Source organism: Streptomyces sp. NBC_01288 (genome assembly GCF_035982055.1).
Taxonomy (GTDB): domain Bacteria; phylum Actinomycetota; class Actinomycetes; order Streptomycetales; family Streptomycetaceae; genus Streptomyces.
On the sequence record NZ_CP108427.1, the window covers coordinates 4,168,194 to 4,179,746 of the forward strand.

An 11,553-nucleotide genomic window follows, 5' to 3' on the forward strand; every position below is an offset into this window, starting at 1 on the left:
CAACGCGACCGTCGTCACGAGTACAGGTTCTCCTTGCTGACCTCGTGCACGTGGTCGTGATCATGGGAGTGGCCGGGGACATGCGGGTCCGTCACCGGGAGGGAGGAGTCCGCGGACAGGTCCCAGTCCGAGGGGACCCGGTTCCGCGCGACCATCTCCGCACCCAGTGCGGCGACCATCGCCCCGTTGTCCGTGCACAGCTTCGGGCGCGGGACGCGGAGGCGGATGCCGGCGGCCTCGCAGCGTTCCGCCGCCAGCGCGCGCAGGCGGGAGTTGGCGGCGACGCCGCCGCCGATCATCAGGTGGTCGACGCCCTCGTCCTTGCAGGCGCGTACGGCCTTGCGGGTGAGGACGTCGACGACGGCCTCCTGGAAGGACGCCGAGACATCGCGCACCGGCACGTCCTCCCCCGCCGCCCTCTTCGCCTCGATCCAGCGGGCCACCGAGGTCTTCAGCCCGGAGAAGGAGAAGTCGTACGCCGGGTCGCGCGGGCCGGTCAGGCCGCGCGGGAACGTGATCGCCGTGGGGTCGCCCTCCTTGGCGTACCGGTCGATGACCGGCCCGCCCGGGAAGCCGAGGTTCAGGACGCGGGCGATCTTGTCGAAGGCCTCGCCCGCCGCGTCGTCGATCGTCGCGCCCAGCGGCCGTACGTCCGAGGTGATGTCCGAGGAGAGGAGCAGGGAGGAGTGGCCGCCGGACACCAGCAGCGCCATCGTCGGTTCCGGCAACGGGCCGTGCTCCAGCTGGTCCACGCAGATGTGGGAGGCGAGGTGGTTCACGCCGTAGAGCGGCTTGCCGAGCGCGTAGGCGTACGCCTTGGCCGCCGAGACGCCGACCAGCAGGGCGCCGGCCAGGCCGGGGCCCGCAGTGACCGCGATGCCGTCGAGGTCACGGGCGCTCACGCCCGCGTCCTTCAGCGCGCGCTGGATCGTCGGGACCATCGCCTCCAGGTGGGCGCGGGACGCCACCTCCGGTACGACCCCGCCGAAGCGGGCGTGCTCGTCGACGCTGGACGCGACCGCGTCCGCCAGCAGGGTGGTGCCGCGGACGATGCCGACGCCGGTCTCGTCGCAGGAGGTCTCGATGCCCAGGACGAGGGGCTCGTCGCGTGAGTCAGTCATGGATCTCGGTTCCTTGTACGGAAGTTGACCCCGCAGCGGAGCTGCTGTCGGGATCTGTGGTCAGGCGCATCACCAGGGCGTCGACATTGCCCGGCTGGTAGTAACCGCGCCGGAAACCGATCGGGGCGAAGCCGAAGCGCTCGTACAGCTTCTGCGCGCGGACGTTGTCGACGCGGCATTCGAGCATGACCTCGGCGCACTCGAACTCGCTTGCCGCGGTGAGGAGTTCGGTCAGGAGGGTGGAGCCGAGGCCGGTGCCCCAGTGGTCGCGGGCGACGGCGATGGTCTGGATGTCGGCCCCCACGGCGGAGTCGCTGTCGGACGCGGTGCCGGCGGTGGCGAGACCCGCGTAGCCGATGACCCGCACGCCGCTCTCGGTCTCCGCACCGTCCACCTCGGCCACCAGGTACCGCCGGGTCGCCTCGGCGCCCCGCGCATGGGCCAGTTCGGACCAGAACATGCCCCGGGACCAGGCGTCCTCGGGGAAGAGGTCCTTCTCCAGTTCCAGCACGGGATCGATGTCCCACCAGCGCATCTCGCGCAGCCGAGGGCTCAGGGATTCGGTCACTTGGGGGTGACCACCTTGTAGTTCTTGGGCACCTGGGCGTCGGGACGGCGCAGGTACAGCGGCCGGGGCGCGGGCAGTTCGACGCCCGCCGCGAGTCTCTCCACGGCCAGCGAGGCGAGCGCGGCGGCGGACACGTGCTCCGGCTCGTGGGCGGACGGGAAGGTGTCCGGGTAGAGCAGCGCACCGGCGCCGACGGCGGGCAGTCCGGCCACCTGGTCGGCGATGTCGGCGGGCCGGTCCACGGCCGGGTCGGTCACCCTCGTACGAGAGTCGGAGTAGCGCGCCCAGTACACCTCCTTGCGCCGCGCGTCCGTGGCGACGACGAAGGGGCCGTCGAGGTCGGCGGCGTAGGCGAGGCCGTCCAGCGTGCACACACCGTGCACGGGCACGCCTAGGGCGAGCCCGAAGGTGTCGGCGGTCATCAGGCCGACGCGCAGCCCGGTGTAGGGGCCGGGGCCGATGCCCACGACGATTCCCGTGACGGCGTCGAGCGTGAGCCCCGCGTCGGCGAGCACGTGGTCGACGGCCGGGAGCAGCAGCTCACCGTGGCGGCGCGCGTCCACCTGACTCGACGAGGCGATGACGGCCTCGCCGTCGTGCAGGGCGACGGTGACGGCGGGGGTGGCGGTATCCAGAGCGAGCAAGAGCACGCAAACAGCCTACGGCTCCGGCGCCGCGAGCACGGCCGCCCCGGTCGGCCCGGCCCCGGCTGCTACGGTCACCTAGGGTCACCGGACTTACGGGACGTACGGGTCCGTACGGGGCACCGTCACAGGACGTAGACGTAGAGACGCGGAGGTGGGCGCCGATGGCCGGCAGCAGCTCGGGAATCGTGGCCGGGCTCACCGTGGCGGCCGTCGCCACGGTCGGTTTCCTCGCCTATCAGGCATCGGCGACCGTCCCGCCCGGGCTGGCGGACAAGGCCCGCGCGAGCGCCTCACCCGCGGCGGTCGCCACCTCGAAGGCCCCGCGCGACAAGAAGAACCCCGCCGCGCTGCCCGCCGGGTCCGGCAAGGGCGAGCGGGTCGTGTACTCGGTGGACGACGACCGGGTGTGGCTGGTGGCCGAGAACAACAAGGTCAACCGCACGTTCAAGGTCACCCCCGGCACGGTGGACCCGCCCACGGGCACCTATCCGGTCACCTCCCGCTCGAACGCCATCACCGGCACCGACGGCACCCCCATCCAGCACGTGGTCCGCTTCACCAACGCGGACAACGTCGCCATCGGCTTCAGCGCGGCGGTCAGCGGCGCGACGGACGCCCCCGACCCCACGACCAAGTCGGGCGGCATCCGCGAGTCGTCCGAGGACGGCGCGGCCATGTGGGAGTTCGCGACGATCGGGCAGTCGATCGTGGTAATCCGCTAGGCAATTCAACTGGGGCAGCGCAACCCCCTAGGGGCGCGGGGCTGTATCGATATGCGGCTCCGCCGCGGGGCGCGCCCAGCCCCCACCGACCGGCAGCCGAACGACTACGCCGCTTTACGCTGACGCTGCTCGCCCGGCACGTCCACCGGCTCCGGCGCCGGAGGTGGCGTGGAAATCACCTTCGCCGCAGCCCCCGCCGCCAACAACTCCCGCATGGACACCCCGCCAACCGCATACGGCCGCGCCCACTCGCACTGGTTCTCTGAAGCCGACACGGACGCCTCCTGGGAGCCGGGGGCAGGCGTAGTTAGGTAGACCTAACTACGAACTGGATACCATGTGACCACGCGCGAGACCCGGAACGCAACATCTTGCCGACACCTTGTCGGAACCCACACCCCCCGCACCCCCCGGTCAGCCCCCGAGCACGCCCAGTTCAACCGCGGCCCACCGCGCACCGAGCCCGGTGACGGTCACATGCCGTACCTCGTCGGTCGTATCCCCGACGGCCCGGTGGATCACGAGCGACAACCGGTCGTCGGTCAACTCCTCGACCTTCCCCTCACCCCACTCCACGACGATCACGGACTCGGGCAACGACACATCGAGGTCGAGGTCCTCCATGTCGTCGAGCCCGCCGCCCAGGCGATACGCGTCGACGTGGACAAGCGGCGGCCCGTCGCCGAGCGAGGGATGCACACGGGCGATCACGAAGGTCGGCGAGGTGACCGCCCCCCGCACCCCGAGCCCCTCCCCCAGCCCCCGGGTGAGTGTCGTCTTGCCGGCGCCCAGCTCACCCGTGAGCATCACGAGGTCGCCCGCGCGCAGCAGTTTGGCGAGGCGAAGCCCCAACTCCCGCATCTGCTCGGGGGAGTTGACGGTGAGGGAGACGGACAGGGGCTCAGCCGCGTTGTGCGGTGCTGCTGGTGCTTCCATAGCCGCTTACGGTAGCCCCTGCCGGCACGGCACCCGCGCGGGTGAGCAGGTCGGCGAGGCGGTCGGTGACGACCTCCGGGTGCTCCAGCATGACCAGGTGCCCGGCGTCCGGCACGAGCACCAGCTCGGCGTCCGGCAGCAGGTCGGCGATGGCCTCGCTGTGCTCACTGGGTGTGACGAGATCGCCGATCCCGGCGAGCACGAGCACCGGCATGTCCTTGAAGTGGGTGAGGGCGGCCGTCTTGTCGTGATCGGTGAAGGCCGGATAGAACTCGGCTACGACATCGATGGGCGTGCCCTCGATCATCCGCTCGGCGAACCGCGCGACCGCCGGATCGACGTCCCGCGAAGCGAACGAGTACCGCTTGATGATCCCGGCGAACAGATCGGCGGTGGCCCGCCGCCCGCGCTCCACCAGCGCGGCCTGCTGCCCGAGCGCCTTCAGCACGCCGGGCAGCACCCGCCGCACGGCGTTGACCCCGGCGACGGGCAGCCCGAAGTTGACCTCGCCGAGCCGCCCGGAGGACGTACCAACGAAGGCCGTGGCGACGACCCGGTCGCGGATCAGGTCGGGGTACTGGTCGGCGAGCGCCATCACCGTCATGCCGCCCATGGAGTGCCCGACGAGCACGATCGGCCCCTCGGGCACGGCCGCGTCGATCACGGCCTTCAGGTCGCGCCCCAACTGGTCGATGGTGAGCGGCATGTCGTCCTCCAGCTGCGCCACCCCGCGCGCGGAACGCCCGTGGCTGCGCTGGTCCCAGTGGACGGTCCGCACGACCCCGCGCAGGGCGGCCCGCTGGAAGTGCCAGGAGTCCTGGTTCAGGCAGTACCCGTGACTGAAGACGACGGTGACGGGGGCCGGTGCCTTCCGTCCGAAGAGCCGTCGCCGCTTGGGCGTGACGGAGACCTCCGGCTCGATGTCGTCGACCTCGTAGTACAGCTCGGTGCCGTCGTCGGCCTGTGCCGTGCCCGGGGTGCCGCGCAGCGAGCCGTACGGCCCGGTGGAGTCGAGCGCCAGCCGGGCCCGCTCGCGCATCCCACGCCCGACGGTCATCCGCTCTATGGCGACACCGGCCGCGGCCCCGGCGGCGATCACACCTATCGCGGCGCCCGCGATTCCGGTGACCTTCCGCCAGTTCCCGCCCGCCCCCGCGGCGGCGGAGGCGACCGCGGCAACCGCCTCCGCACTGCTCTCGCTCACGTGCCGCTCCTCTTCACGTCAAGACCCTGCGCTACGTCGTCTCCCTCATACCCGGGAATGACCTCGGGGACGACCTTGGGGCCACCCCCGGAACCGCCCTCACCGACGACCTCATTGACGTAGACGCGGGGAACGCGTGTTCCGATGCGGGTCACGATCTCGTACGCGATGGTTCCGGCGGCCTGCGCCCAGTCCTCGGCGGTGGGCTCACCATGGTCACCGGCACCGAACAGGATCGCCTCCGCCCCGGCCTCCAGCTCGTCCCCGCCCAGGTCCACGACGAACTGGTCCATGGCGACCCGTCCCGCGACCGTCCGCCACTTCCCGCCGACGAGCACGGGACCCGTACCGGAGGCGTGCCGCGGGATGCCGTCCGCGTACCCGACGGGGATGAGTCCGAGGGTGGTCACGCCCGGGGTGACGTAGTGATGTCCATAACTGATCCCGTGCCCACCGGGCACCTGCTTCACGAGCGCGACGGACGCCTTCAGGGACATCACCGGCCGCAGCCCGAAGTCGGCCGAGGACCCCATCTCGGGGCTGGGCGAGATGCCGTAGACGGCGATGCCGGTCCGGACGAGATCGAAGTGCGCGTCGGAACGGGTGAGCGTGGCAGGCGAGTTGGCGATGTGCCGCACTTCAGCCCGCACCCCACGCTCCTCCGCGTACGCCACCATCTCGCGGAAGAGGGCGAGTTGGGCATCGATGGAGGGATGCCCCGGTTCGTCGGCGCAGGCGAGATGGGACCAGAGCCCGGTGATACGGAGAAGCCCGTCGGCCTCCGCGCGGAGAGCACCCCCGACGAGCTCGGCCCAGTCATCGCCAGGCTGACACCCATTACGACCCAGCCCCGTATCGGCCTTGAGCTGCACGCGCGCGGGAAGCCCGACAGCACGAGCGGCCGCGACGACCTCCTCCAGGGCCCACATCCCGCTCACCGACACATCGAGGTCGGCCTCGATGGCCTCCCGCCAGGGCCCGCCCGGGGTCCACAGCCAGCACATGATCCGCACGCCGTCGGGCAGCCCGGCGCGAGCCCGCAGGTCAAGCGCTTCCTCGGGCGTGGCGGTACCGAGCCAGGCGGCTCCCGCTTCCACAGCGGCACGCGCACACGGCACCGCCCCATGGCCGTAGGCGTCGGACTTCACCACGGCCATGAGGGCCGCGCCCGGCGCGAGGGCGCGCAGGGTCCGCACATTGGCCCGCAGGGCGCCCAGATCGATCTCGGCGCGGGCGCGCAACGGTGCGGTGGGCTGTGTCGCTGTCTCATTCATGGCACCCCCAGTGTCTCAGAGGGGACTGACACCCCCTCTGAGCCCTCCTCGTTCCCTAGTTCGCGGGCCGGTGCCCCCACACATAGACACGGTCGCCCTTCTTGAGGACACCCCAGAGCTTGCGTGCGTCGGCCAGCCGCAGATTGACGCAGCCCCAGGAGCCGACGGTGGTGTAGATGCTCCCGTAGACGGCGTGGAAGGCGATGCCGCCGTCGAAGAACTGGGCATACGGCATAGGGCTGTTGTAGAGCGTCGACCAGTGGTTCTTGTGCTTCCAGTAGATCTTGTGCCAACCGCCCCGGGTCACATGCCCGGTCCGCCCACTGCGCATGGGCACAGGCCCGAAGACGACCTTCTTCCCCTTCTGCACCCAGGTGAGCTGCCGATCGAGATCGACACAGGCGACGCGGTAGGAGCGGACGGGGCATTTCCGGGCGGCGTTCGGATTCTTCTTGGCGCCGATGAGCTGCATACGAGCCCACGTCACAGGCCCGGCAAACCCGATGGCGGGCTTGATGCCCTGCTTCTTCTGAAAGGCCCGGATGGCCTTGCAGTCGCCGCCCGACTGCTTCCCGTCCACCTTGAGCTTCAGCCACCGTTCGACGCCCCGCTGGTACGGCCCGGTCTGCTTGCTACAGCTCACCTTGGCGACGGCGTCCTCGATCGGCACGTACTCGACGAGCGCGTAGGTTCCCACGGCAGCGTCCCGCGGCTCGACCCGGTCTTCTTCGGCGGTAGGCGTGTACACCTTCGGCGGAAGCGCCTGATCCGGCGTATCGATCTGCCACGGCTGATACGGCCCCGGCGGCACCCCCGGCACCAACTCGGTCTCCCCCGGCCCCGCCGCCGGCGGCACCGGCCCGTCCGCCCAGGCACTACCGGCCCCGACGGGGAGAGCGATCACCGCGGTGAGCAGCACCGCGATACTTCTGTGCGCGATTCGTGTACTGATCATGCGATCAGAGAAACGTGGCGGTACGACGGGAGACGGGTGCCGCGCGGAGGGGTCACCCTTATTGCCGAGCGCTCACTACCAGCCCGTCCGGATTGACGAGCGTTCACTGTCAGCCCGTCCGGCGTTTGAGGACGAGGCCGTTCAGGCCGAAGCGGGGTCTGGGGGCGCAGCCCCCAGACGGGGCGGAAGGGGCGGCAGCCTCTGGGGATGGGACGGGTAGGGGCGGCGGGGGCGAGAGAAATCAGTCCCGCACATCCCGCCAGGCAACCCGAACCGCCTCGGCCACATCATGCGCCCCCACCGGCGCCCCGTCCGCAGCCAGCCTCCCCGCCAACCCATGCAGATACGCCCCCACGCTCCCCGCGTCGAACGCCGACAACCCCGCCGCCAGCAACGACCCGCAGAGCCCCGACAACACGTCCCCGCTCCCCGCCGTAGCCAGCCACCCCGTCCCCGTCGAATTGACCCGCACAGCCCCACCCCCCGAGTCGGCGACAAGCGTGGTCGACCCCTTGAGCAACACGGTCGCCCCATACCGCCCGGCCAACTCCCGCACGGATTCCAGCCGAGCCCCCTCGACCTCTCCCCGAGGAACCCCCAGCAACGCAGCCGCCTCGCCCGCATGAGGAGTCATCAACGTCGGCGCCCGACGCCCCCGCACAGCACCCGCATCGACCAACCGCAGCCCGTCCGCATCAATGAGCACAGGCACATCAGCGGTCACCACATCAGTCACAGTCGAGGCGTCATCACCACCCCCGGGCCCCACCACCCAGGCCTGCACCCGCCCGGCCTTGAGCGGCCCACCCTCCGACACCAACACCTCAGGAAACCGAGCGATCACCGCATCAGAAGCCGGCCCGACATACCGCACGGCCCCCGCCCCACCCCGCAAGGCCCCCGCAACAGCGAGCACGGCAGCCCCCGGATACCGCCCGGACCCGGCGGCGATCCCCACGACCCCCCGCCGGTACTTGTCACTCTCCGCCCCCGGCACGGGCAACAACCGCGCCACATCCGCATGTTGCAGAGCCTCCAACTCGGGCTCGTCAGGCAGTTCACCCCCCAGCCCGATATCAACAAGCCGCACGGCGCCGGCGTACTCCCGCGCGGGATCGATCAACAACCCAGGCTTGTGCGTCCCAAAGGTGACGGTGACATCGGCCCGCACGGCGGCCCCCCGCACCTCACCGCTGTCCGCATCGACCCCACTGGGCAGATCGACGGCGACGACAATCCCCCGAGCCTCCGAGGCAAGCCCCGCCAGCCGCGCGGCATCGGGCCGCAACCCACCCCGCCCTCCGATCCCGACGATCCCGTCAAGGACAAGATCGGCACGGAGGAGCAGTTCCTCGGCATCACCGGGTGCGACGGTCCGCCCACCCGCCCGCAGCAACGCCGCGAGCCCACCCGCATGAGCCCGCTCGGGCGCGAGCAGCACGGCCACCACCCCGGCCCCCCGCCGCGCGAGCCGAGCCCCCGCGTACAGGGCATCGCCCCCGTTGTCCCCGCTCCCCACCAGCAGTACGACCCGACTGCCGTAGACCCGCCCCGACAACTGAGCACAGACAACGGCCAGTCCAGCGGCGGCCCGCTGCATGAGCGCACCCTCCGGAACCCGCGCCATCAGCCGTCGCTCGGCGGCCCTTACCGTCTCCACGCTGTACGCAGTACGCATACGTTCGAGTCTGCCCCGGATGCGACCGCGTCCGCACCCGCACCCGGGGGGCGTCAGCCCTCGGCCACGACCACGGCGGAGGCGACCCCCGCGTCATGGCTCAACGAGAGATGCCACGACCGCACCCCCAGCTCGGCCGCGCGCGCCGCGACGGTTCCTGTCACCCGGAGCCTGGGCTGCCCGCTGTCCTCGACATACACCTCGGCGTCCGTCCAGTGGAGCCCGGCCGGCGCGCCCAGCGCCTTCGCGAGGGCCTCCTTCGCGGCGAAGCGGGCGGCGAGGGAGGCGGGCCCACGGCGTTCACCGCTCGGCAGCAGCAACTCGCTGTCCAGGAACAGGCGTTGGGCCATACCGGGCGTACGTTCCAGGGACGCCGCGAACCGGGCGATCTCGGCCACGTCGATACCAACCCCGATGATGCTCATGCCGATCACCCTATGACGGCGCGGATACGCCGAAGGGGGTGGCACGTGGCCGAGGCCACGTGCCACCCCATCCCCCCGGGTTGTGGTTCAGCTGCGTGTCAGCTTGTAGTCGCCGCCGCCGTTGTCCCCCGTGACGACGACGCCGTAGCGGCCGGTCCGTGTCGGTGTGAAGGTCACGGAGACCGGGCCGCCGAATATGGGGTCCGCGACAGCGGACGCCACCGCGGAGCCGCGGCCCTGGACGAACGTCGACGGTGTGCTCGGGTCGTCGCCCATGATGAACAGGCTGGCGGTCGAGATCGCGCTTGCCTCGGTCAGGCTGATGGTCACCGGCACACCCGCGGTCAGCACCGTTTCCTCCACGGCGGCGGGCTGCGAGTCGTCGAGGTGGAACGTGCTGGAGGACGCCGGCTGCAACGTATGGAAGCCCGCCGTGTACTCGACGTAGTAGGACTGATGGGTCCCCTGGGCCTCGACCACCTGTGGGTAGTAGTCGCCCACCGGCCGCAGGTTCGAATCGATCGCGACGAAATCGACCGACTGCTTGGCCAGAACGCTGCTCGCGAGGAGGTTCGGCGAGGTCTGCGCCCGGTCGTCGTACACCCTGAGGTCGTAGTTGGTCTGCCCCAACGGCCGCAGCGCGACCACGTACCACGCGTCGACCGCGGTGTTGAACCCGAAATTGTCCGTCGGGGCGGAGTGCGGGAGCGATTGGCCCCGGCCGTCGAGCAATGGCCTGCGGTACCCGTAGTCGATCGTGTTCTGGTAGAGCGACCCCAGCGAGGAGTCGGACACGTCGAACCCGTCCGCACCACGACTGTTCCAGAAGGACGCGAACGTGTTGTCGACGTGATGCGCGAGCGTGGCGAAGATGATTCCGAAGACGTCATTGTGCTCGTCCCAGATCTCGCTGCTGGCGATGGCCGGGTCGGTGAGGTCCACCAGTGCACCGATGACCCGCCGCTCCGTCACGTCCCCGTTGTCGAGACCGTCGACGTCCCAGGTACCGAACTCGTAGTCGATCGACGTGCCGTTGCCGAACAGAAAAACCGAGGTGTGGTTCATGGCCAGGGAGAAGTAGGTCGCCCATCCCTCGATCCATGCGCATACGGCGGTGGTGGCCCTGTTGGGCGGATGGATGGCGGGGCAACCCACGGTCGACGGAAACGCCTCGTTGTAGAGGTCGTCCATCAGCGCATGGCCGATCTCGTGCATGACCTCCATCGGGGCGTCCGGAGTCGCGGAGAGCAGCGACACGAAGTTGCCCACCTGGTCGTAGTGGTCCATCCCGCTGGTTCGGTCGTTCGCCCAGTCGATCCGCACCTGCCGACACACGGTGTCCTTCGGATCCCAGCAGCCGTTGGAATGCGGAATCCCCAGCCACGCGTCGTTGCCCACGTCGAATACGTGGGCGGCTCGGTTGCCCGCCGCGTCGCCGGGGGCCGTGCCGCCGAAGTTCACCGTGCTGCCCGGCACCGGATTGGCACGGATCGGCGAACTCCAGTTGTAGACGTCCGTGCCGTTCTGCACCTGCCACGCGGCGTTCGCGGCCCTGACCGTGATGTACAGCTGCGTGAACTGCGCGGCGCCGAAACAGATGTCGAAGTTGCCCGCGGAGTTCGTGAGCCCGGCGACCAGCGCGCCGGTGAGGTGATCCCGCACCTGTACCTGGATGTTCATCCCGTTGTGCCGCGCACCGGCCTGGTCCGTGTAACTCCAGTTGCCCACGGCGTGCGTGTCACAGGCCAACGGTGCCACACGCCGTTGTGCGGGAAGCCCCGGACTCGGCACCCCGCTCGTCACCTGCCAGGCCGGGCGTTTCGCCACGGCGGACGACGCCGCCACCACGGCACGCGACCCACCGCCCGAGTCCGCCCAACCGACCGCGGGACTCACCAACGCGCACAGCACCGCCACCACGACAGTGAGGACGGTTCTTCGCGCCGGCCTCATCAGTAGGTCACCGCCCGCGGCTGAGCGATGGCAACACGGCCCGGAAGTCTCACAGTTGTGCTGATCATGC

General features: G+C 70.4%; 11 protein-coding genes. 1 reads left to right on the forward strand and 10 read right to left on the reverse strand.

Annotated features, from left to right (window positions below; genetic code table 11):
* Positions 1-14: 14 nt before the first annotated feature.
* From tsaD to tsaB, 3 genes are read right to left on the reverse strand one after another with little or no spacing between them, the layout of a single operon-like run.
* Complete coding sequence (gene tsaD, locus OG194_RS18125; protein ID WP_327401890.1) at positions 15-1,121, reverse strand: tRNA (adenosine(37)-N6)-threonylcarbamoyltransferase complex transferase subunit TsaD; 1,107 nt, start codon at positions 1,119-1,121, stop codon at positions 15-17.
* Positions 1,114-1,656, reverse strand: coding sequence for a ribosomal protein S18-alanine N-acetyltransferase (gene rimI, locus OG194_RS18130; protein WP_442811796.1), 543 nt, complete (start codon positions 1,654-1,656; stop codon positions 1,114-1,116). Before rimI ends, tsaD begins: the two co-directional genes overlap by 8 nt.
* A 29-nt stretch (positions 1,657-1,685) precedes the next feature.
* Positions 1,686-2,339 carry a tRNA (adenosine(37)-N6)-threonylcarbamoyltransferase complex dimerization subunit type 1 TsaB gene (gene tsaB / locus OG194_RS18135; RefSeq protein ID WP_327401892.1) on the reverse strand — a complete coding sequence of 218 codons (654 nt, stop codon included), beginning with the start codon at positions 2,337-2,339 and terminating at the stop codon, positions 1,686-1,688.
* A gap of 158 nt (positions 2,340-2,497) precedes the next feature.
* Between tsaB and OG194_RS18140 the strand changes: the two genes are divergently transcribed.
* Positions 2,498-3,058 carry a hypothetical protein gene (locus OG194_RS18140; RefSeq protein ID WP_327401893.1) on the forward strand — a complete coding sequence of 187 codons (561 nt, stop codon included), beginning with the start codon at positions 2,498-2,500 and terminating at the stop codon, positions 3,056-3,058.
* A gap of 414 nt (positions 3,059-3,472) precedes the next feature.
* Here OG194_RS18140 and tsaE read toward each other — a convergent pair whose 3' ends face one another.
* The 7 genes from tsaE to OG194_RS18175 form a co-directional block, all read right to left on the reverse strand.
* A complete protein-coding gene (gene tsaE / locus OG194_RS18145) occupies positions 3,473-3,994 on the reverse strand; it encodes a tRNA (adenosine(37)-N6)-threonylcarbamoyltransferase complex ATPase subunit type 1 TsaE (protein ID WP_327401894.1) in 522 nt (173 codons plus the stop codon).
* Positions 3,960-5,198 carry an alpha/beta fold hydrolase gene (locus OG194_RS18150; RefSeq protein ID WP_327401895.1) on the reverse strand — a complete coding sequence of 413 codons (1,239 nt, stop codon included), beginning with the start codon at positions 5,196-5,198 and terminating at the stop codon, positions 3,960-3,962. The genes tsaE and OG194_RS18150 overlap by 35 nt, the downstream gene beginning before the upstream one ends.
* The gene (gene alr / locus OG194_RS18155; protein WP_327401896.1) at positions 5,195-6,472 is read right to left on the reverse strand and encodes an alanine racemase; all 1,278 of its coding nucleotides are present in this window, start codon (positions 6,470-6,472) and stop codon (positions 5,195-5,197) included. Before alr ends, OG194_RS18150 begins: the two co-directional genes overlap by 4 nt.
* Positions 6,473-6,527: 55 nt before the next feature.
* Positions 6,528-7,427 (reverse strand): L,D-transpeptidase family protein, encoded by a 900-nt coding sequence (locus OG194_RS18160; protein WP_327401897.1) that lies wholly within the window; start codon positions 7,425-7,427, stop codon positions 6,528-6,530.
* 241 nt (positions 7,428-7,668) lie between these two features.
* Positions 7,669-9,105 (reverse strand): NAD(P)H-hydrate dehydratase, encoded by a 1,437-nt coding sequence (locus OG194_RS18165; protein WP_327401898.1) that lies wholly within the window; start codon positions 9,103-9,105, stop codon positions 7,669-7,671.
* Between the two features lie 53 nt (positions 9,106-9,158).
* A complete protein-coding gene (locus tag OG194_RS18170; protein ID WP_327401899.1) occupies positions 9,159-9,530 on the reverse strand; it encodes a holo-ACP synthase in 372 nt (123 codons plus the stop codon).
* An 87-nt stretch (positions 9,531-9,617) separates the two neighbouring features.
* The gene (locus OG194_RS18175; protein ID WP_327401900.1) at positions 9,618-11,483 is read right to left on the reverse strand and encodes a hypothetical protein; all 1,866 of its coding nucleotides are present in this window, start codon (positions 11,481-11,483) and stop codon (positions 9,618-9,620) included.
* Positions 11,484-11,553: the final 70 nt, after the last annotated feature.